At 65.0% G+C, this 20776-nt stretch carries 17 protein-coding genes; 2 read left to right on the top strand and 15 right to left on the bottom strand.

Going from position 1 to position 20776, the window contains the following annotated elements; all coding sequences use genetic code 11:
- Positions 1-151: 151 nt before the first annotated feature.
- The gene (locus ACVIIV_RS31595) at positions 152-1273 is read left to right on the top strand and encodes a Fic family protein (RefSeq protein WP_456747676.1); all 1122 of its coding nucleotides are present in this window, start codon (positions 152-154) and stop codon (positions 1271-1273) included.
- 91 nt (positions 1274-1364) lie between these two features.
- Here the strand turns inward: ACVIIV_RS31595 and ACVIIV_RS31590 are convergent, their stop codons facing one another.
- Genes ACVIIV_RS31590 through ACVIIV_RS31570 form a run of 5 tightly spaced genes read right to left on the bottom strand, consistent with a single transcriptional unit; the run spans position 1365 to position 7318 of the window.
- Entirely contained in the window at positions 1365-1586 is a 222-nt protein-coding gene (locus tag ACVIIV_RS31590; RefSeq protein WP_456747675.1) for a formate dehydrogenase subunit delta, read from the bottom strand.
- Entirely contained in the window at positions 1576-2403 is an 828-nt protein-coding gene (gene fdhD, locus ACVIIV_RS31585; protein WP_456747674.1) for a formate dehydrogenase accessory sulfurtransferase FdhD, read from the bottom strand. The genes ACVIIV_RS31590 and fdhD overlap by 11 nt, the downstream gene beginning before the upstream one ends.
- 4 nt (positions 2404-2407) lie before the next feature.
- Positions 2408-5281, bottom strand: a complete 2874-nt coding sequence (gene fdhF, locus ACVIIV_RS31580; RefSeq protein ID WP_456747673.1) for a formate dehydrogenase subunit alpha — start codon at positions 5279-5281, stop codon at positions 2408-2410.
- Between the two features lie 10 nt (positions 5282-5291).
- Positions 5292-6848 carry a formate dehydrogenase beta subunit gene (locus tag ACVIIV_RS31575; protein ID WP_456747672.1) on the bottom strand — a complete coding sequence of 519 codons (1557 nt, stop codon included), beginning with the start codon at positions 6846-6848 and terminating at the stop codon, positions 5292-5294.
- Positions 6845-7318 (bottom strand): formate dehydrogenase subunit gamma, encoded by a 474-nt coding sequence (locus ACVIIV_RS31570; RefSeq protein WP_456747671.1) that lies wholly within the window; start codon positions 7316-7318, stop codon positions 6845-6847. The genes ACVIIV_RS31575 and ACVIIV_RS31570 overlap by 4 nt, the downstream gene beginning before the upstream one ends.
- Before the next feature lie 224 nt (positions 7319-7542).
- Here ACVIIV_RS31570 and ACVIIV_RS31565 point away from each other — a divergent pair, with 224 nt between their 5' ends.
- Positions 7543-8436 (top strand): LysR family transcriptional regulator, encoded by an 894-nt coding sequence (locus tag ACVIIV_RS31565; protein ID WP_456747670.1) that lies wholly within the window; start codon positions 7543-7545, stop codon positions 8434-8436.
- Between the two features lie 172 nt (positions 8437-8608).
- On the opposite strand, the gene ACVIIV_RS31560 is transcribed toward ACVIIV_RS31565, so the two are convergent.
- From ACVIIV_RS31560 to oxlT, 10 genes are all read right to left on the bottom strand, one after another.
- Entirely contained in the window at positions 8609-10939 is a 2331-nt protein-coding gene (locus ACVIIV_RS31560) for a PAS domain-containing sensor histidine kinase (RefSeq protein ID WP_456747669.1), read from the bottom strand.
- 225 nt (positions 10940-11164) lie between these two features.
- Positions 11165-12538 (bottom strand): cation diffusion facilitator family transporter, encoded by a 1374-nt coding sequence (locus tag ACVIIV_RS31555; protein ID WP_456747668.1) that lies wholly within the window; start codon positions 12536-12538, stop codon positions 11165-11167.
- A gap of 277 nt (positions 12539-12815) precedes the next feature.
- Entirely contained in the window at positions 12816-13784 is a 969-nt protein-coding gene (locus tag ACVIIV_RS31550; protein WP_456747667.1) for a zinc-binding dehydrogenase, read from the bottom strand.
- Between the two features lie 81 nt (positions 13785-13865).
- Complete coding sequence (locus tag ACVIIV_RS31545; RefSeq protein ID WP_456747666.1) at positions 13866-14861, bottom strand: NAD(P)H-dependent flavin oxidoreductase; 996 nt, start codon at positions 14859-14861, stop codon at positions 13866-13868.
- A gap of 362 nt (positions 14862-15223) precedes the next feature.
- A complete protein-coding gene (locus tag ACVIIV_RS31540; protein ID WP_456747665.1) occupies positions 15224-15874 on the bottom strand; it encodes a hypothetical protein in 651 nt (216 codons plus the stop codon).
- Between the two features lie 46 nt (positions 15875-15920).
- Complete coding sequence (locus ACVIIV_RS31535; RefSeq protein ID WP_036017107.1) at positions 15921-16124, bottom strand: hypothetical protein; 204 nt, start codon at positions 16122-16124, stop codon at positions 15921-15923.
- Between the two features lie 548 nt (positions 16125-16672).
- Complete coding sequence (locus tag ACVIIV_RS31530) at positions 16673-17446, bottom strand: fumarylacetoacetate hydrolase family protein (protein WP_456747664.1); 774 nt, start codon at positions 17444-17446, stop codon at positions 16673-16675.
- An 11-nt stretch (positions 17447-17457) separates the two neighbouring features.
- A complete protein-coding gene (locus ACVIIV_RS31525) occupies positions 17458-18477 on the bottom strand; it encodes a 2-dehydropantoate 2-reductase (protein WP_456747663.1) in 1020 nt (339 codons plus the stop codon).
- Positions 18478-18574: 97 nt separating this feature from the next.
- Positions 18575-19003 carry a CBS domain-containing protein gene (locus ACVIIV_RS31520; protein WP_456747662.1) on the bottom strand — a complete coding sequence of 143 codons (429 nt, stop codon included), beginning with the start codon at positions 19001-19003 and terminating at the stop codon, positions 18575-18577.
- Positions 19004-19177: 174 nt separating this feature from the next.
- The gene (gene oxlT, locus ACVIIV_RS31515) at positions 19178-20512 is read right to left on the bottom strand and encodes an oxalate/formate MFS antiporter (protein WP_456747661.1); all 1335 of its coding nucleotides are present in this window, start codon (positions 20510-20512) and stop codon (positions 19178-19180) included.
- Positions 20513-20776: the final 264 nt, after the last annotated feature.

Here is a 20776-nt window from a genome sequence, read left to right as displayed (position 1 = left end):
TGCAGTGATCGAGGCGGGGTCTCAACTTCAATTAAGCCATTGATTTTACGTGGAATGTAGAGATTGCAGGTCTATTCAGCGCACAACATGCGTTGAATATTATGGCTTTTGCGGCGATTAGACGTCATATTCTCCGCAAAGGATGCGGAGAATGACAACCTACATCCACCAACGTAAAGATTGGCCCCAATTCCGATGGGAGCCCGGCAAAGTCGCTCAGAAGCTGGCGGCCGTGCGCAACCGACAAGGTCGTCTTTGCGGTCGCATGGAAGAACTCGGCTTCCGATCGAGGAGCGAAGCCAATCTTGAAGCACTCACCGAGGAAATCACTACGTCGAGCGAGATCGAGGGTGAGCATCTTAGCCGCGACCAGGTTCGCTCGTCGTTGGCCCGCCGCCTCGGTGTCGATATCGGCGCTCCAACGACGGCCGAGCGCAACGTCGAAGGTTTCGTCGAAATGATGCTCGACGCCACCGGAAAGTATAGCGCGTCCCTCACTTCCGATCGATTGTTCGGCTGGCACGCGGCCCTCTTTCCGACGGGACGCAGCGGCATGAGAAAAATCACGGTCGGCGCCTGGCGTCCGGAAGAATCTGGCCCCATGCAGGTCGTCTCTGGCCCGGTGGGGCGCGAGCGTGTCCACTATGAGGCGCCGAAAGCGGCACTGCTGCCAGATGAGATGAAGGCCTTCATCGACTGGTTCAATGGCACGCAAGATATTGATCCGGTGCTGAAGGCTGCCATTGCGCATCTGTGGTTTGTTACCATCCATCCCTTCGAAGATGGAAACGGCCGTATCGCGCGCGCGATTGCGGATATGGCACTGGCCCGTTCCGAAAACAGCTCGCAACGCTTCTACAGCATGTCGGCCCAGATCCGACAGGAGCGCAATGCTTACTATGCCATCCTGGAGACGACGCAGAAGGGCGAGCTTGAGATTACCGGGTGGCTCACTTGGTTTCTGGATTGCCTCGACCGTGCCTTCGATCGTGCTGATACGATCCTCGCGTCGGTTCTTCGCAAGGCTCGCTTCTGGAAGAAGCACGCCAACCTGAAGTTCAATGATCGTCAAAGAGCAATGATCGAGCGCCTATTTGACGGATTTGATGGCAAACTTACCTCGTCGAAATGGGCAAAGCTCACCAGGACTTCCCAAGACACGGCGTTGCGCGATATCGAAGATCTTGTTGCCAAAGGCATCCTGGTTAAAGATGCGGCGGGCGGCCGCAGCACGAGTTATTCACTCGTCGACGGGGATCGCGCGGCTGACTAGAGTGTGATCCGCTGGTGGGCCGCGTTAGCGCACAGCATGTAGCGGCTTTCCCTCGCGACAAACGTGGAACGCGTTTGCGCGGAGATCATCCTCAAATGGGCGTAGCGGCCTTCAGCGCGGTGATGGCCTCGCGCACATCGGGCGAGAGGCCCGCGCCGCCCGCATCGAGATGGTCGAAGATCGCGCGCTTCATGCGGGGATCCCAGAACTTCCTGATGTGCTCGGCAATGCCAGGCACGGCCTTGTCATGGCCCTGGCTCTGGAAGAACTTGCCGATCTGGTTGGCCATGTAGATCAAGCGGTCAGGCGACATCGGCAACCTCCGTGGCATGGCGCGCGACGATCCGGCTGCCATGCGAGAATACTTCGAACCCGTCCTGCCGGGCGACGGCGATCAGCGTGATGCCGGCGGCTTCCGCGGTGCGCACCGCGAGCGCGGTCGGCGCTGATACGGCGACCATCACAGGGACGCCGATTGCGGCGGTCTTCTGCACCATCTCGACCGAGACCCGGCTCGTCAGCAGCACCATGCCGTTGCACGCATCCGTGCGGCTGCGCGCCAGCGCCCCGGCGAGCTTGTCGAGCGCATTATGGCGGCCGACATCCTCGCGCAGCGCGACGATGCTGCCTGTGGGAGACCAGAACGCGGCGGCGTGAACGGCCCGGGTTTGCATGTTGATCGATTGCAAAGGCGCGATGGCCTGCATCGCCGCCATGACCTGTTCCGGCGTGAAGGTCCGCCCCTGCGGCACCACGGCCGCCGGTCGCACCGCCTCGGCAATGGACTCGATGCCGCAGATGCCGCAGCCGGTCGGACCTGCGACGTGGCGACGGCGTTCGCTGATACGTGCAGCATGCTCCGGCGTCAGCCACATCCGCAGCTCGATGCCGTCGTCGAGACGGACCACTTCGAGCGAGCGAATGTCGTCGACCGATCCGACGATGCCTTCGCTCACGCTAAATCCGACCGCAAAATCTTCCAGGTTCTGCGGCGTCCCCATCATCACGGCATAGGTGCCGCCATTGTAGGTCAGCGCCAGCGGCGTCTCCTCGGGGATCAGGCGCGTCCCCTCGGACGCGACGCCGTCGCGCCAGATCTCGCGGTCGATGGCCTGAACGGACACGTGCATGCCGTTACTCCGCAGCTTCGGCCGGCACGATGCGGCGGGACTGCCGCGCCTGCGCGTCATAGGCCTTCTGCCAGTCCGAGGGGCCGTTCGAGGGCGAGACCTGCACCGCTGTGACCTTGTATTCGGGACAATTGGTCGCCCAGTCCGAATACTCCGTGGTGATGACGTTGGCCTGCGTGTCCGGGTGGTGGAAGGTGGTGTAGACGACGCCGGGCGCGACGCGATCGGTGATCTCCGCGCGCAGCGCGGTCTCGCCGGCGCGGCTCTTCAGCCGCACCCAGTCGCCGTCACGCACGCCGCGCTGCTCGGCATCGTGCGGGTGGATCTCGAGGCGATCCTCGGCGTGCCAGACCACGTTGTCGGTGCGCCGCGTCTGCGCGCCGACATTGTACTGGCTGAGGATGCGGCCCGTGGTGAGCAGCAGCGGATAGCGCGGGCCGGTGCGCTCGTCGGTCGCGACATATTCGGTGACGACGAACTTGCCCTTGCCGCGGACGAAGCCGTCGATATGCATCACCGGCGTGCCCTCTGGCGCCTTGTCGTTGCAGGGCCACTGCACCGAGCCGAGCTCATCTAACTTGGCATAGGAGACGCCGGCGAAGGTCGGCGTCAGTGCCGCGATCTCGTCCATGATCTCGGACGGGTGGCTGTAGTTCATCTCGAAGCCCATCGCCTTGGCAAGGCCAATGGTGACCTCCCAGTCGGCCATGCCGTTCTTCGGCGTCATCACCTTGCGTACGCGCTGGATGCGACGCTCGGCGTTGGTGAAGGTGCCGTCCTTCTCCAGGAAGCTGGAGCCGGGCAGGAAGACGTGAGCGTAGTTCGCGGTCTCGTTTAGGAAGAGGTCGTGCACGATGACGCATTCCATCGCCGACAGCGCCGCCACGACGTGTGAGGTGTTGGGATCGGACTGCAGGATGTCCTCGCCCTGCACGTAGATCCCCATGAAGGTGCCTTCAACCGCAGCATCGAACATGTTGGGGATGCGCAGGCCCGGCTCCGGGTTGAGCTTGACGTTCCAGAGCGCCTCGAACTGGTCGCGCACGGCATCGCCCGAGATGTGGCGGTAGCCTGGCAGCTCGTGCGGGAACGAGCCCATGTCGCAGGAGCCCTGCACGTTGTTCTGGCCGCGCAGCGGGTTCACGCCGACGCCGGGGCGGCCGATATTGCCTGTTACCATCGCAAGGTTGGCGATCGCGATCACGGTGGTCGAGCCCTGGCTGTGCTCGGTGACGCCGAGGCCGTAGTAGATCGCGCCGTTGCCGCCGGTGGCGTAGATGCGCGCCGCTTCACGCAGCGCCTTGGGGTCGACGCCGGTGAGGATGGCGGTGGCTTCCGGACTGTTGTTCGGCTGGGCGACGAAGGCGGCCCATTCCTCGAACTCGCTCCAGTCGCAGCGCTCGCGCACGAAAGCTTCGTTGACCAGCCCTTCGGTGACGATGACATGCGCCAGCGCAGTCATCACCGCGACATTGGTGCCGGGCATCAGGGGCAGGTGCAGCGCCTTCACATGCGGCGATTCCACCATCTCGGTGCGGCGCGGATCGATCACGATCAGCTTCGCGCCCTGGCGCAGCCGCTTCTTCAGGCGCGAGGCGAAGACGGGGTGAGCCGAGGCAGGGTTGGCGCCGATGATGAGCACGACGTCGGTGTCTTCCACCGAGTCGAAGTCTTGCGTCCCTGCCGAAGTGCCGAAGGTGGTGGCGAGGCCGTAGCCGGTCGGCGAATGGCAGACGCGGGCGCAGGTGTCGACATTGTTGTTGCCGAAGCCGGCCCGGATCAGCTTCTGCACCAGATAGGTTTCCTCGTTGGTGCAGCGGGACGAGGTGATGCCGCCGATGGCGTCGCGGCCGTATTTCTTCTGGATGCCGCGCATCTTGGCGGCGGCGAACGAGAACGCCTCGTCCCAGGACACTTCGCGCCAGGGATCCTCGATCCTTTCGCGGATCATGGGTTTAAGGATGCGTTCCCTGTGGTTGGTGTAGCCCCAGGCGAAGCGGCCCTTGACGCAGGAATGGCCGCGGTTGGCCTTGCCGTCCTTGTAGGGCACCATGCGCACCACTTCCTCGCCGCGCATCTCGGCCTTGAAGGCGCAGCCGACGCCGCAATAGGCGCAGGTGGTGACGACCGAATGCTCGGGCTGGCCGATCTCGATCACGGACTTTTCGGTCAGCGTCGCGGTCGGGCAGGCCTGCACGCAGGCGCCGCAGGAGACGCATTCGGAGCCGAGGAAGCTCTCGCTCATGCCCGGCGAGACGCGGCTGTCGAAGCCGCGGCCGGAGATGGTCAGCGCGAAAGTGCCCTGCACCTCCTCGCAGGCACGGACGCAGCGCGAGCAGACGATGCACTTGGAGGGATCATAAGTGAAGTAGGGGTTGGACTCGTCCTTCGGCATCCAATGATCGTTGTCGCAGCCGTCCGTCTTGGCGAAGGCGTGGTTCTCGCCCTCATAGCCGTAGCGCACGTCGCGCAGGCCGACGGCGCCGGCCATGTCCTGCAACTCGCAATCGCCGTTGGCGCCGCAGGTGAGGCAGTCGAGCGGATGGTCGGAGATGTAGAGCTCCATCACGCCCTTGCGCAGCTTCTTGAGCCGCTCGGTCTGGGTGTGGACGACGAGGCCGGGCATGACCGGCGTGGTGCAGGAGGCCGGCGTGCCGGCGCGGCCTTCGATCTCGACCAGGCAGAGACGGCAGGAGCCGAACGCGTCGACCATGTCGGTCGCACAGAGTTTCGGGATCTGATGACCCGCGTCCATCGCGGCGCGCATGATCGAGGTGCCCTCGGGGACCGAGATCTCCTTGCCGTCGATCGTCAACGTCACCATCGTTTCCGATTTGGAAGCCGGCGTGCCGAAGTCGATTTCTTCGATCAGAGACATTGTCGTTCTCCTATTCCGCGGCCTGAAGCGTGGTCGGGATGGGTACGAAATCCTCCCGGAAGTGCTTCAATGCGCTGAGGACGGGGTAGGGGGTGAAGCCGCCGAGCGCGCAGAGCGAGCCGAATTTCATGGTGTTGCAGAGGTCCTCGACCAGCGCGAGGTTTTCGTGCACGCGCTCGCCGTTGATGATCTTCTCGATGGTCTCGACGCCGCGGGTCGAGCCGATCCGGCAGGGCGTGCACTTGCCGCAGGATTCGACGGCGCAGAACTCCATCGCGAAGCGTGCCTGCCTGCGCATGTCGACGCTGTCGTCGAACACGACGATGCCGCCATGGCCGATCAGGCCGTCGCGCGCGGCGAAGGCTTCATAGTCGAACGGGGTGTCGAACAGCGCGCGGGGGAAGTAGGCGCCGAGCGGCCCGCCGACCTGCACCGCACGCACCGGGCGGCCGGTGAACGTGCCGCCGCCGATATCGTCGACGAGCTCGCCGAGCGTCACGCCGAAGGCGGTCTCGAACAGGCCGCCATAGCGGATGTTGCCGGCGAGCTGGATCGGCATCGTGCCGCGGGAGCGGCCCATGCCGAAATCGGCATAGGCCTTGGCGCCCTCGGCGAGGATGAAGGGGATGGCGGCGAAGGACAGCACGTTGTTGATCACGGTCGGCTTGCCGAACAGGCCGTGATGCGCCGGCAGCGGCGGCTTGGCGCGCACGATGCCGCGGCGGCCTTCGAGGCTCTCCAGCAGAGAGGTCTCCTCGCCGCAGACATAGGCGCCAGCGCCGACGCGGACTTCGAGATCGAACGTTTGCTTCGAGCCGCCGATGTTGGTGCCGAGATAGCCGCCGCGTTTCGCGGCCTGGATGGCGGCGTTCATGGCCTCGACCGCGTGCGGATATTCGCTGCGGATGTAGATGTAGCCCTTGGTGGCGCCGACGGTGATGCCGGCGATGGTCATGCCCTCGATGACGAGGAAGGGATCGCCTTCCATGATCATGCGGTCGGCAAAAGTGCCGCTGTCGCCTTCGTCGGCGTTGCAGACGATGAATTTGCGGTCGGCCTTGGCCTGCGCGACCGTCTTCCACTTCATCCCGGTCGGGAAGCCAGCGCCGCCGCGGCCGCGCAAGCCGGACGCCGTGACTTCATTCAGGATCGCATCAGGTCCGAGCGAGAGTGCGCGCTCAAGACCCTTGTAGCCGCCATGGGCGCGGTAGTCGTCGAGCGAGCGCGGGTCGATCACGCCGCAGCGGGCGAAGGTGAGCCGGGTCTGGCGCTTCAGCCAGGGAATCTCGTCGGTCGCCCCTAACCGCAAGAGATGCGGCGTGTTGCCGGCGAGCGCGTCGAGCAGGGAGGGTACGTCGGCCTCGGTGACAGGCCCGAACGCGATCCGGCCCTGCGGGGTGGCGACCTCGACCAGCGGCTCCAGCCAGTACAGGCCGCGCGAGCCGGTCCTGACGATCTCGACCGCCACGCCGCGCTTGGCGGCGGCCTGCTCCAGCGCCAGCGCGACCTCATCGGCGCCGACGGCCACCGCACCGGCATCGCGTGAGACGTAGAGACGCATGCTCATCGCTGCGCCTCCGCAACCAGCGCATCGAGGCGCTTCTGGTCGAGCCGGCCGATGAGGCGGCCGTCGAGCATCGCGGACGGCGCAGTCGCGCACAGACCGAGGCAGTAGATCGGCTCCAGCGTCACGCGATCGTCGGGCGTGGTGTTACCGAGCGAGACGCCAAGCTTCGCCTCGGCCCGCGCGGCGAGCGCATCGCCGCCGGCGGCCTGGCAGGCTTCCGCGCGGCACAGTTTCAGCACATGGCGGCCGGCCGGCTTGTGGCGGAAATCATGGTAGAACGTGAACACGCCATGCACTTCGGCGCGTGACAGATTGAGCGCCTGCGCCACCAGGGGAATGGCGGCTTCCGGCACGTAGCCGAATGCCTCTTGAAGCGCATGCAGGATGACGAGCGTCGCGCCTTCCTGCCCGGCATGTTCGGCGATGATCTCGGCGCCGCGCCTCTCGTCCCAATCATAAACCGCTGTCATTCTTCATTCTCAACCTGAGCGTTTCCTTGGTCGCAAAGTATTTGGAATCATTCGAAGATCAATAAAGCTGTCCCGTGCTGCGATTGCGAATTCAGATCGATTGGTAGGCGTGATCATTCGATTTCAAATTGCAATTAAGCCGCTCCGGCAGGCGGTTTTTGCGTGTTGGGAAAGGGTGGGCATGCTAGCTTGCATGCCACCACAGAATCCGAGGGGACAACCGGTTGATCGACAAGCTTGAACTGTTGCTGGCGCTGGCGAAGGAGCGGCATTTCGGACGCGCGGCGGAGGCTTGCGGCGTGACGCAGCCGACGATGTCGACCGGGCTCAAGCAGCTCGAGGAGATCCTCGGCGTGATGCTGGTCCAACGCGGCTCACGCTTTCAGGGATTCACCCCCGAAGGCGAGCGGGCGCTCGACTGGGCGCGGCGGATCGTGGGCGATGCCCGCGCGATGCGCGATGAGATCAACGGGCTGAAGCATCAGCTCTCCGGCGAGATCCGCATCGCGGCGATCCCGACCGTGCTCGGCATGGTCGCCGCGCTGACGACGCCGTTTCGCGCCAAACATCCCGAGGTGCGCTTCCGCATCCAGTCTACCACCTCATCCGAGGTGCTGGGGCTGCTCGAAAATCTCGAGGTGGATGCGGGGCTGACCTACATCGAGAACGAGCCGATCGGCAAGGTGCGCACCATCCCGCTCTACAACGAGAGCTACCGCCTGCTGACCGCGCCCGACGCGATGTTCGGCGACCGCGAGACGGTGACCTGGAAGGAGGTCGGGCAGGTGCCGCTGTGCCTGCTGACGCCCGACATGCAGAACCGCCGCATCATCGACCGCGCGTTGCGCTCGGTCGGCGCGGAGGCGACGCCGACGCTGACCTCGAACTCACTGCTGGTGCTGTTCACGCATGTGAAGACGGGACGCTGGGCCAGCGTGATGCCGGCCAAGCTCGCCGAGACGCTCGGCCTGTCCGATACCGTCCGCTCGATTCCAATCGTCGATCCCGACGTCAATTACAGCATCGGCCTGGTGATTCCGCAGCGCGATCCGATGACGCCGCTGATCGCCGCGCTGGTCAATGTGGCGCGGGAAGTGGCGCCGAAGCTGCAATTGTAGATTCGAGCAAGCGCCTCGTCCTTCGAGACGACCGCTTCGCGGTCTCCTCAGGAGGAGGCTCAGCGCCACCGAACTCCTTTGAAACTGTTGCCGCGCACGCCACCCTCATCCTGAGGGCCCGCCGCAAGCGGGCGTCTCGAAGGATGGCCGCAGGCACGTAGCCCACGCCGCCTCAAGCCGCGGCCGGTATGCCGCCCGCCGCCTTCACCGCATCGCGCGGCAGCGTCACGCGGACGACGGTGCCGATATCGATCTTCGAGCGCAGCCGCATCGAGCCGCCGTGGAGCTGCGCCAGCGAGCGGGCGATGGCGAGGCCGAGGCCCGAGCCGTGATAGGTCTTGGTGAGCTGGCTCTCGACCTGCTCGAACGGGCGCCCGAGCCGCGCCAGCGAATGCGGCGCGATGCCGATGCCGGTGTCGGCGATCATCAGCACGATCCTGTCGTCGAGCTGTCGGCTGCGCACCACGACGCGTCCGCCGTCGGGCGTGAACTTCACGGCGTTGGAGAGCAGGTTGACGATGATCTGCTTGGTGGCGCGGCGGTCGGCGACGACCGAGATGGATTTTGCGATGTCGGCGTCGAGCGTCAGCTGCTTGTCCTGCGCCCGGCCGGTGACGACCCGCAAGGATTCCGCGAGCGTCTTCGAGAGGTCGAGCTCTTCCATGTCGAGCTTCATGCGGCCGGCTTCGATCTTGGACATGTCGAGGATGTCGTTGATGACCTCGAGCAGATAGTGGCCGCTGGTCAGGATGTCCTGGCAGTATTCCTGGTACTTCTCGCTTCCGAGCTCGCCGAACATGCCCGAGCCCATGATCTCGGAGAAGCCGATGATGGCGTTGAGCGGCGTGCGCAGCTCGTGGCTCATATTGGCGAGGAATTTCGACTTGGTCTGGTTGGCTTCCTCGGCGCGGGTCTTCTCGCGCTGGTACTTCTCGGCGAGGTCGGCGAGCTCGACCGCCTGGCGCTCCAGCGCGGCCTGCGAGCGCTTGAGGTCGATGACGGTGGCACGCAGGCGCAGATCGTTGTCGACCAGCTTCTGCTCGTGCTCCTTGATGCGGGTGATGTCGGTTCCGACCGAGACGTAGCCGCCGTCCTTGGTGCGGCGCTCGCTGATGTGCAGCCAGCTGCCGTCGTCCAGCTGCGCCTCGAAGGTGCGCGCGCCCGGGCCTTGGGCCGCGGTCTCGTTGTGGCGGGTGCGCACCTCCGGCATGCGGCCGACCTCGAGCACGGTCTCGTAGGAGGTGCCGGGGATGACCGCGCTGTCGGGCAGCTTGTGCAGTCGCTGGAAGTGCGAGTTGCAGAGCACCAGGCGGTCGCTCGCGTCCCACAGCACGAAGGCTTCCGGAATGGTCTCGATCGCGTCGCGCAGGCGGAGGTCGGCTTCCACGGTCTTTTCGGCGAGGCTCTTCTGCTCGGTGATGTCGACGGCGATCCCGATCAGGTGCACGCTGGAATCGGTCGCCCCGCGCGTCTTCTCGCAGCGGACGCGGAGCCAGATCCAGTGGCCGTCGACATGCTGCATGCGGAAGGTCTGGTCGATGTGGTCGATCTTCTCGGAGATGAGCTGGTCGGCGATCGCGAACAGATCGATATCGTCGGACTTCACCAGCGCGTTGACCTCGCCGAAGGTGAGGAGTTCGTGACGGCCGTCGAGACCGAGCATCGAGAACATCGACTGCGACCAGAAGATCCGGCCGCGCGACAGGTCCCAGTCCCACAGCCCGCAGCGGCCGCGGTTGAGCGCGGTGTCGATCCGGCCGCGCACGGCGTCGTTGATGAGATCGCCTTCGCGAGCGCGGGTCGACTGCCAGTGGAAGGCGAAGCCGAGGATCAGGACGACGAAACCGGTGGTCGCCGACAGCGTCACCGAGAGCGCGGCGTCCGAGCCCCAGATCGGCTCGTTGCGCTCCTGGATCACGGTGACGAAGCCAGGCAGTGACTTGATCTGCCGTGAGGTCGCCATCGCGGCGTTGCCGCTCGGCAGCGTCATGTCGGAGACGGTGCCGTCGCGCGTCGGCGCCGCGAGCAATTGTGCCGTCGTGATCGCATCGAGCAGCCGGTCGTTGCCGACAGGGTCGCTGTCGATCGGGATGCGGGCGAGGACGCGGCGGTCAATGCCGGCCGAGGTGACGATGACGTGGCGTCCCGGGGCCGTGGCCCAGGACGGAATGAGATCCGGCAACAGCGCGGGCAGGCTCTCGATGTTCTTGAGCCGCTCCTGCCGCACCGAGGTGAGGCGGTCGATGCGCTCGGCGAGCAGGTCGGCGAGTGCCGAAATGTCGTGGCGGATCACCAACCGCTTCTGGCGCGTCTGATCGACCACCTGCACGAACGCACCGAGGCAGATCGTGATCAGGAAGGCGATGATGAGCGTCGGCACGGCGCGGCGCAGCGCCGGCTCGGCGATCAGGAGCCGGTGATAGGCAGGTTTCGCGATCGATTGCGCCAATCCCTTGATCGAATCGGATTGGACGCACGCGCTCGCGGCGTCTGCGCGCGACATGCCTTCGGCCCCCTGAAAACCTGCTTGCAACTGAAGTCCGGAAGCAGCCCCACGTCGCTTCCGAATCACACTGATTTGAATCCAGTTTTCTCGGGCTGTCGAGAGTCAACGAATCGTTAACGCGAAATTATTCTTATCCAACGCGCAGTTTGTGCATCGGGTGTCCGCAAACCCACGGGCGCAACGAGTCCGAAACGAGAACGTGCGACTCTCCCCACATTCTCATCACACACGCGGCGGTTCGGCGTGACTGATGACGCGCTTCACGCTCGGGAACGCACGCCGCAATGCGCGCTCGATCGCGTCCACACGCTCGTGCACCTTGATCACGCTCATCGACGGCGCCGCGCGGCAGTGGAAATTGACGATCTCGCCGGCGTCGGTGTTGCGGACGCGCACATTATGGATGTCGTGGATCTCGCCTTCGCCGGCGAATTCGGCCAGCGCGGCAGCGATGGTCTGCACCCTCTCAGGCGTGGCATCGACGCCGAACGGCAGTTCCGGTTCCAACGGCTCGATGTGAACGTCGACCTCGACGTCCTCGCCGAACTCCTCCTGGATGTTGCGCTCCAGCGTGTTGGCGATGTCGTGGGCGGACTCGAGCCGCATGTCGGCGTCGACCTCGAGGTCGATGCTGACGATCAGCTTGGCGCCGAGATCGTGCACCGTGACGTGATGGACGGCGAGCGCGGAATTGCGCGCGATCACCATGATGCGGTCGCGCACGGTCTCGTTGTCGCGCGCGACAGGCACCGCAGCGAAAGTGAGGTCGGCATCGCCGAAGGCCTTGGCGACCGCGGCCTGCGCGTTGCGCTTGATGTCCTCGACGCGGTCGATCGGATAGGTCCGCGGCACCTTCGCGATGGTGTCGATGAACGTGGTCGCTCCGACCATGCGCACGCGCAGCCGGTCGACGTCGATCACCCCCGGTACGCCGCGGATCGCGGCGGTGGCCTTCTCTTGCGCGCCTTCGGGAGCGCGATCGACCAGCGTCTGCACGGTCGAGCCGGCCATGCGCAGGCCGAGAGCCGCGATCATCACGGCAACCGCGGCGGCCGCGGCCGCGTCGCCCCACCAGAATCCGAGCCCAGCGAGGATCAGGCCCACGATCACGGCGAACGAGCCCATCACGTCGGAGGCGAAATGCAGCGCATCCGCCGCCAGCGCCTGGCTCCTGGTCTCCCGCGCGGCGCGGTGCAGCGCGCGGGCACGCCAGAGATTGACGGCGATGTCGATCACCAGCACCACGAAAGGCACGGCCGAAATGGTCGGCGGCGGGGTTCCCTCGCTCAGCCGGCTATAGGCCTCGACCAGGATGCCGCCGGCGAGCACGTAGAGCAGGGCGGTGACGCCGAGCGCGGAGATGCTTTCCAGCTTGCCGTGGCCGTAATGGTGCTCCTCGTCCGCCGGCTTGTCGGACACCCGCACCACCGCCCAGGTGATGATGGTCGCGACCAGGTCGATCGAGGAATGCAGGGCCTCGGAGATCAGCGCCAGCGAGCCGATCGCGATCCCGACCACGAACTTGGCCGCCGCCATGCCGCCGCTGGCGAAGATCGAGATGGCCGCGACCGAGGTCTTGTCGTGCTGGGAGGTCATGGCGGGGATTTAGCAGGGCGGGGGTGAACATCAAGCGGCGATCCACAGCTCTAGTCGCAAGTGAGTTGCAGGAGCGTTCTACGCCTTGCTCCGGCCCGGTAGGGTGGGCAAGGCGCGTTAGCGCCGTGCCCACCATTCGTCCGCGATGGATACACATCGTGGGCACGCTTCGCTTTGCCCACCCTACGGGACCGTCATTCCGGGGCGCCGAAGGCGAACCCGGAATCTCGAGATTCCGGGTTCGGTCCTGCGGACCGCCCCGGAATGACGGTGGCCCCTATAGCGTCACCACGATCTTCCCCAGATGCTTGTTCGCCTCCATGTGCTCGAACGCCTGATCGATGTCGTCGAACGCGAACACCTTGTCGACCGGCAGCTGCAGCTTGCGCGCTTCCACCGCGCCCCAGATGTCCTTGCGGACTTCGGCAAAGATATCGCGGACCTCCTCGATGGTGCGGGTACGGAAGGTGACGCCGACATAATCGATGCGGCGGGCCGCATGCAGGTCGAAGTTGAAATCGGCATGGGTGCCGCCGAGCCGGCCGACATTGACGATGCGGCCCTTGATCTTCGTCGCGGCGAGGTTCTGGCTCGCGACCTTGCCGGAGACCTGGTCGACGATGAGATCGACGCCTTCGCCGCTCGTCGCCTTCAGCACCTCGTCGACCCGTTTCGGGTCGGAGCTGTCGACGGCGAGGTCGGCGCCATATTCCTTCAGCCGGCCGCGGCGATAGGTGTCGGTCGAAGAGCCGATCACGAGCCTAGCGCCCTTGAGCCTGGCGATCTGCATCGCCATCAGGCCGACGCCGGAGCTGGCGCCCTGGATCAGCACGCTCTGGCCCGCCTGCACCCCACCGACGGTGACGACGGCGTTGTGCATGGTCGCGAGCGCGACGGGGAGGGTGGCGGCCTCCTCGAAATTCATGTTCGAGGGTGCGTGGAACAGCCGGCCGTGATCGGCCAGCGTATATTCGGCAAACGCCGCGCCGCCCGAGCCCATGATGCGGTCGCCGACCTTGACGTCTTTGGCATCCGGCCCGAGCTCGGCGACTTCGCCGGCCCATTCCATGCCGAGCACGGTGCCGACCCCGCCGGCCGCGCCATGCGCGTGGCCCTTGCGCATGCCGGTGTCGGCGCGGTTCAGACCGCAGGCGCGCACGCGAACCAGCACCTGCGTGCCTTTCGGTTTTGGTCGAGCGACGTCAGAAATCCTCGCGCCTTCAGGGCTGTAGACGTAGGCCTTCATGCGTTACCTCGGGCTCAATTGAGTTTGTAGATGAAGAGCGGTGCCCTTCTTCGCTGCCTTGTGTTCAAATCACATCGGTGATCATTCAGCCGCCTGCGCCGCAGGGCCTGCGATCATTCCCTCCAGCCGGCCGCGGATGATCGCCTCCGCCTCGCGCACGATGCGGGAGACGAGCTCGGCGCAGCTCGGGATGTCCTGGATGAGGCCCTGCACCTGGCCGGCCGACCAGATGCCCTCGTCGGAATTGCCGGTGGCATAGACCATCTTGCCGCGGGCGCCGGCAACCAGCTCGCGGATGTCCTCGAACTTGGCGCCTTCCTTTTCCATCGCGACGACCTTGGTCGAGATCGCGTTCTTCGCGACGCGCGAAGTGTTGCGCATGGTGCGGAAGATCAGCTCGGTCTCGCGCTCGTCATTGGCGACGATCTTCTCCTTGATGGACTGGTGGATCGGGCTTTCTTTGGTGGCCATGAAGCGGGTGCCCATGTTGATGCCGTCGGCCCCCAGCGCTAGCGCCGCGACGAGGCCGCGGGCATCGGCAAAGCCGCCCGAGGCGATCATCGGGATCTTGATCTTGTTGGCGGCGGCCGGGATCAGGATCAGGCCGGGCGTATCGTCTTCGCCGGGGTGACCGGCGCATTCGAACCCGTCAATTGAGATGGCGTCGACGCCCATGCGCTCGGCCGAGAGCGCGTGACGGACGCTGGTGCATTTGTGCACGACCTTGACGCCGTGCTTCCTGAACTCGTCGACATGCTCCTGCGGCTTGTTGCCGGCGGTCTCGACCACCTTGATGCCGCTCTCGATGATGGCGGCACGGTATTCGGCGTAAGGCGGCGGCTTGATCGCAGGCAGGATGGTGAGGTTGACGCCGAACGGCTTGTCGGTGAGGTCGCGGCAGCGCGCGATCTCCTTGGTGAGGTCCTCCGGCGTCGGCTGGGTCAGCGCGGTGATGAAGCCGAGTGCGCCGGCATTGGCGACTGCCGCGACCAGCTCGGCCCGTCCGACCCATTGCATGCCGCCCTGAACGATCGGGTGCTGGACGCCGACGAGCTTGGTGAACCGTGTCTGCAACATGATCTGTTTCCCCCGGCCGGTGCGGCGCTCTGTTGTCGGTCGAGGCGGCAGGATGCCGCCGGGGTCGAGAAATGTCTATTGCGCGAGCTGGCAGAGCGATCATGCGAGGGGTGCGGGGATTCCGCGGGGCGGATAATTGGGTGGGTCCGCATGTGACGGCGCCACTCGGCCTCGTGTCCCGGACGCGCTGCAACGTTCTTCACGTTGCGGCGCTGAGCCGGGATCCATGCATCCGCGGATGCTCCTGAAAGATGGGCCCCGGCTCTGCAGCGCACCGTCGAAGAGACGCTGCGCTGCGTCCGGGGCACGGACAATCAATCCGCAATGATGGGGGAGGCAGGGGCGAGGCTGCCGGGCTTCGGCTAGTCGGCCGACAGCCGCACCATTTGCCGGCCGCCATTCATTTCCTTGAGGCGGTTGACGAAGTTTTCCGGGCGCTGCCAGCGGTTGGGGACCTGCAATCCCATGAACTCGGCGATGTCGCCGATGAAGCCGGTGCAGTTGATGGTCTCGGCGTTCCACACCGGCGAGTTTGTCTGCAATTTCTTGATATAGGCGAACACGCGCTTGGCGTCGGCCTCGTTGAGATAGACGCGGTAGCTCGCGGTCAGATATTCCGGATCGAGATCGCCGTAGCTGGCGCCGGTCTCGGATGGCACAAAGGTGATGTGACCGAGCACATAAGCGAGCGTGTCGCCCGCCGGCGTGAGGCCCGCGACCTCGACCGCCTTCTCGCTGGTCTTGCCGTACCACACGAAGGCATGGCCCCAGCTCGCGGCCGTGCGGGCGCGGAAGTCGACGTAGTAGGGACCCTTCTCCGCACGCGCGAGCGGACGCCGCGTTGCTTGCGGCGCCGGTCGTGATGCGGTGTCGGTCGTGGCAAGCGCGTTGCCGTCGGCAACGCGCTTGTTCGCCTCGTGGGCCGAGGCCGAGGGCATCGTGCATGCGATCATGGCCGCGAGCGCGAAGCCTGCGAGGATGCAGGATCCCGATCGATCAGGTTTGTACGTCACGCTGTGCCCTCGACTCTCGGCCGCTTATGCAGATTCGTATTGCGCGTCAGTAGCGCGCTGCGACCGGGCCGGGCGCCTTGCCGATCGGGGCCTTTCCAACCGGGCTCTTGCCAATCGGCATCTTGCCGATCGGCGCCTGCTCGCCCGGATAAACCGGCACGGGCTGGCGGCGCGGCAAATCCGCAGCGTTCGCGGCCGTCACCAGAGCAAGCGTGGCACCCAGAGCAATTACAATCTTCTTCACAGTCATACCCCTAGAAGGTTTGGTCCAAACACGGCAGTGCCGTGCCCCCAGACACGCCTCACAGAAGGGCGGCCGAATGCGTCCAAGTTGCGGCGCGCCCGGGACATGTTGGCGGCATATGTCTGGCGCGCGCAGATGTGATGTGTCTGGATGTTTCGGGGCGCGTGACGTCTGCGATTTCGTAGGGGCTTTGCGGATCGTCCGTTCGCGCGGCACCGGGATTCCATCAGCGCAAGGCGCTGCGGACAAGCGCGAGGTGACGTGCGCGTATCTGCGGCGGCCCGCTTGGACCAGGGCCAACCGCCAGCGTCACGGACCAGTGCGCCTCGGACTATCGTTTCCCGAGCAAGTTCGAACGCATCTTGTCGGCGAACCACACTACGAAAATCGCCGCGAACGACAGAGCGAAGTACAGGGCCGTCCACAAAAGTGCATTACCGGCATTCGTCATGGCGTCCTCCCTATGCATCAGAAACCGATGTCTTGCAGGGAAGGATAGCGGTGGCCGCGGCGCTCGATTTGCGCGGGATCAATTTTGCTGCGCTGCGGGACGGCTACAGCCGAAACTCATTGGTCAATTCGCCGACGCCGTCGATCGCCACCGTCACGGTGTTGACGGGCTCCTTCATCACGCCGACACCGACGGAGGTGCCGACGGCGATGAGGTCGCCGGGGAGCAGGGTCATGTCGTGGGAGATCCTGCTGACCAGCTCCTGCGCGCTGAAGATCATGTCGGAGATCGGATACTTCTGCCGCTCGGCGCCATTGAGGATGGTGCGGACCGTGAGCTTGGCCGGATCGAGGCCGGTCGCGATCACGGGACCGAACGGGCCGTAATCGTCGATGCCCTTGGCGCGGGCCCATTGCGGGAAGGTGGGGTCGCTGGTCAGGATGTCGTTGGCGGTGATGTCGTTGACGCAGGTATAGCCGAAGATGAAGCTGTCGGCTTCGCCAGGCGAGACACGCGCGCAGGTCTTGCCGATGACGATGCCGAGCTCGCCCTCATAGGTGGTCTTGCCGTCGTAATAAGAGGGACGGCGGATCACGGCGCCGGGCGTCGTGATGGTGGTGGTGGCCTTCAGCAGATACAGCGGCTCCGGCGGCTCGGGCTGGTTCAGCTTGGCTGCGAGCGCGTGAAAATTGTTCCAGAGCGCGACGATCTTGCTGGGCGCGCAGGGCGCGAGCAGCTCGACCTCCGACAGTGCGAGCGTCTTGCCGGTAGCGGCGTTGCGGCCAAACATCTCGCCCTCGTGCACGCTGATGCCTGATGCCGTCAGCATGCCGAAGCCGGTCGTGCCGGCGTGCCGGAAGCGAAGCCACTTCTTCATCTCGCTCCCCATCACGCCACCGCCAGTGCGCGCGGATCTGATGGCGTCGAGATCCCGTCATAGAGGCCGGCCATGCGGGCGCGCTGGGTCACCATCGCCAACACTGAATCGAGTGCGGGCGTGGCGATCCCCGTAAGGCGGCCCATCTCCTGCACCACGGTGACGAGCGGGTCGATCTCCATCGGGCGGCCGCGCTCGAGATCCTGCAGCATCGAGGTCTTGTGGGCGCCGACCTTTCTGGCGCCCTCGATGCGGCGCTCGACGTCGACGCGGAACTTGACGCCGAAGGTCTCGGCGATCGCTTGCGTCTCCACCATGATCGCACGCGACAGCGCGCGCGTGGCCGGATCGGTGCAGATCACGTCGAGCGTGGCGTGGGTCAGGGCGCTGATCGGGTTGAAGCAGACATTGCCCCAGAGTTTCAGCCAGATCTCGTCGCGGATGCGGTCGAGCACGGGAGCTTTCAGGCCGGCCGCGACGAAGAGGTCGGCGAGGCGCTGTACGTCCGAGGAGCTCTCGCCGGAGGGCTCGCCGAGCGGAAAATTGTTGCCGTAGACGTGGCGGATCACGCCGGGCGCCTCGATCTCGGTGGCGGGATAGACGATGCAGCCGATGGCGCGCTCGGCGCCCATCTCGCGCCACTGCCGCCCGCCGGGGTCGATGCTCTCCAGCGTCGAATTCTCGTATTGGCCGCCGTGCTTGTAGAAGTACCAATAGGGGATGCCGTTGACGGCGGTGATGATGCGGGTGTGAGGCCCGAGCAGCGGCTGCATCTTCTCGATCACGCCGGTGATCGAATGCGCCTTCAGCGTGATGATGATGTAGTCCTGCACGCCGAGCTCGGCGGGATCGTCGGTGCAGCGCGGATGCACGGTGTGCTTCTCCTCGCCCGCAAGCAGCGTCAGGCCGCGCTCGCGCATGGCCGCGAGGTGCGCGCCACGCGCGACCAGGCTGACATCGGCGCCTGCGCGCGCAAGCTGAACCCCGAGATATCCGCCGATCGCGCCGGCGCCGTAGATGCAGATCTTCATGAAATCCTCGCGGGAGACCGGAATTTTGGACGAAAGATCCGGTCCGGCTCGAACGTATCCGAGCCGGCCGGTAGTCACAGGGGAAGTGTGCGTCGCTTTAGGCTGCGGCTTGCGGCTTGCCGTTGATGGCCTCGTCCATGGCAGCTGCGATGTCGCGCATGCTGATGACGGAGACGAGGCTGTAATCGTCGATGACAGGCAAATGGCGGATGTGATGCCGGTTCATCAAATGCCGGACCTGCTCGATCGTATCGCTGGAGCTGCAGGACACCAGCTGCTGCACCGAGATGAGCTGCGAGACCTTGACGTTGACGGCATTCGCGCCGTGCTCGGCGACGGCGCGCACCACGTCGCGCTCGGTGAACATGCCGACGGCGGTATTGCCCTCGGAGCGGACCACGTCCTTGACCACGAGAGCGCTGATGTTGTTGGCGCGCATCAGCTTGGCGGCGATACCCACCGTTTCGTTCATCCGCACCGTGACAACGCGCGGCGTCTTCTTGCGCAGAATGTCTCCGACCAGCATTGCAACCTCCCTGGGTGAATGTTGCGAGAAGTGTGGTATACATAATGCCAATCGTCAAGCGCTGGTTTTGGGCGATCCGAAAGATCTTGCGACAGGGATACTGACGTTTGCCGCGTTCGGAAAAAAAGGGCGCATCGCTGCGCCCCCTGTCGATCCCTGCAATGTAAGCGGCGGCTACGCCGTCTCGGTCTTTGCAGTGGTCTTGGCATTGCCGGTCGCGGTGTTCGCGCTCTCGGCTTCCTTGCCGAGGATGAAGGAGCGGCGCATCGGCTTGATCACGAACAGCGCCGTCAGCGCCGCCGTTGCGTTCAGTGCCACCGCCACCACGAACACGGCCTTCCAGCCATAGGCGGTCGAGATCACGCTCGCGAGCGGGACGAGCAGGGAGGCCGTGCCCTTCGCGGTGTAGAGCATGCCGTTGTTGGTGGTTGCGAACTTCGCACCGAAGGTGTCGCCGCAGGTCGCGGGGAACAGCGAGTAGATCTCGCCGAACACGCCGAAATAGATGGCGGTCGCCAGCACGAAGACAACAGGCACGTGGCCATAGGCCGACAGCGTCAGCAGCATCAAGGCGGCGGTGCCGAAGGCGATGAACATGGTGGGCTCCCGGCCGATCGTGTCGGAGACCCAGCCGAAGAGGGGACGTCCGAATCCATCGAGGATGCGGTCGAGCGAGATCGCAAAGGTCAGCGCCGCCATCTGGAAGCCGGCGAGCGTGACCGGGGTGTCGGCGATCTTGAAGTCGTGCGCGATCGGGCCGATCTGCGCCGCGGTCATCAGGCCGCCGGACGCGACCATGACGAAGACGAGATACATCACCCAGAAAATAGGGCTGCGCAGCACCTGCGGCGGGGTGAAGTCGATCTTGGTCTGCGGCAGGTTGAGCTGCTTCTTCTTCGGCGGGATCGAGAGCCGCGGCGGCTGGATGAAGAAGGCGAGCACGAACACGATCAGGCCCTGGCCGATGCCGAAGGTGAAGAAGGCGTGCTGATAGCCAGTCGATGCGATCATGGTCGCGATCGGCACGATGGTGAGCGCGGCGCCCGCGCCAAAGCCGGCCGCGGTCGCGCCGGCGGCAAGGCCCCGGCGGTCGGGAAACCATTTCAGCGCGTTGCCGACGCAGGTGCCGTACACCGCGCCCGCGCCCATGCCGCCGATTATCGCGGCCGCGTAGAGCAAAGTGAGACTGTCGGCATAGGAGTTGAGAATCCAGGACAGCGCGATCATCACGCCGCCGAACATGACGACGATGCGCGGGCCGTATTTGTCGACGAACCAGGCCTCGATCGGCACCAGCCAGGTCTCGGTGACAACGAAGACGGTGAAGGCAAGCTGGATCGCGGCGCGCCCCCAATGGTGGGCGGCGTCGATCGGATCGACGAACAGCGTCCAGCCATATTGCAAATTGGCGATCATCGCCATGCAGACGATGCCCATGCCGAGCTGGAGCCAGCGGAAACCGGTGCGAAGCGGCGCGGCGGTGACGGCGCCATCCGGGCTGGAAATCATCAAGAACCTCCCAACGCGCCTGTTTGGTCGTACATCAGATTGCCAAGATGACCTGATGTCGCAAATATTGTGGCTTATCGTCGCAGGCGCGAGGCGGAGGTTGGTATACCATATCCCAGATTGCAAGCCCTATCTTGGCTCCGCATTCAACAAAATGCGCGCGGTTCTGCCCTGAGCTCGCAGGAACGCAGGACCTTCGCACCAAACGAAAACGCCCGGCCGTGAGGCCGGGCGTCTGCACCATGAAGAGCTGTGATGGAGCGT

The sequence above is a fragment of the Bradyrhizobium sp. USDA 4354 genome, from assembly GCF_054060315.1.
Note: the sequence above shows the minus strand (reverse complement) of the source record. Positions and strands in the feature narration are given on the sequence as shown.

What these genes read in the sequence shown, in the direction of transcription:
- ACVIIV_RS31535 (WP_036017107.1), bottom strand. Translation starts at nt 16,124, where the DNA reads ATGACTGTGAAGAAGATTGTAATTGCTCTGGGTGCCACGCTTGCTCTG.
- ACVIIV_RS31525 (WP_456747663.1), bottom strand. Translation starts at nt 18,477, where the DNA reads ATGAAGATCTGCATCTACGGCGCCGGCGCGATCGGCGGATATCTCGGG.
- ACVIIV_RS31560 (WP_456747669.1), bottom strand. Translation starts at nt 10,939, where the DNA reads ATGTCGCGCGCAGACGCCGCGAGCGCGTGCGTCCAATCCGATTCGATC.
- ACVIIV_RS31590 (WP_456747675.1), bottom strand. Translation starts at nt 1,586, where the DNA reads ATGTCGCCTGACCGCTTGATCTACATGGCCAACCAGATCGGCAAGTTC.
- oxlT (WP_456747661.1), bottom strand. Translation starts at nt 20,512, where the DNA reads ATGATTTCCAGCCCGGATGGCGCCGTCACCGCCGCGCCGCTTCGCACC.
- ACVIIV_RS31550 (WP_456747667.1), bottom strand. Translation starts at nt 13,784, where the DNA reads ATGAAGGCCTACGTCTACAGCCCTGAAGGCGCGAGGATTTCTGACGTC.
- ACVIIV_RS31555 (WP_456747668.1), bottom strand. Translation starts at nt 12,538, where the DNA reads ATGACCTCCCAGCACGACAAGACCTCGGTCGCGGCCATCTCGATCTTC.
- ACVIIV_RS31575 (WP_456747672.1), bottom strand. Translation starts at nt 6,848, where the DNA reads ATGAGCATGCGTCTCTACGTCTCACGCGATGCCGGTGCGGTGGCCGTC.
- ACVIIV_RS31570 (WP_456747671.1), bottom strand. Translation starts at nt 7,318, where the DNA reads ATGACAGCGGTTTATGATTGGGACGAGAGGCGCGGCGCCGAGATCATC.
- ACVIIV_RS31530 (WP_456747664.1), bottom strand. Translation starts at nt 17,446, where the DNA reads ATGAAGAAGTGGCTTCGCTTCCGGCACGCCGGCACGACCGGCTTCGGC.
- ACVIIV_RS31520 (WP_456747662.1), bottom strand. Translation starts at nt 19,003, where the DNA reads ATGCTGGTCGGAGACATTCTGCGCAAGAAGACGCCGCGCGTTGTCACG.
- ACVIIV_RS31545 (WP_456747666.1), bottom strand. Translation starts at nt 14,861, where the DNA reads ATGTTGCAGACACGGTTCACCAAGCTCGTCGGCGTCCAGCACCCGATC.
- fdhD (WP_456747674.1), bottom strand. Translation starts at nt 2,403, where the DNA reads ATGCACGTGTCCGTTCAGGCCATCGACCGCGAGATCTGGCGCGACGGC.
- fdhF (WP_456747673.1), bottom strand. Translation starts at nt 5,281, where the DNA reads ATGTCTCTGATCGAAGAAATCGACTTCGGCACGCCGGCTTCCAAATCG.
- ACVIIV_RS31595 (WP_456747676.1), top strand. Translation starts at nt 152, where the DNA reads ATGACAACCTACATCCACCAACGTAAAGATTGGCCCCAATTCCGATGG.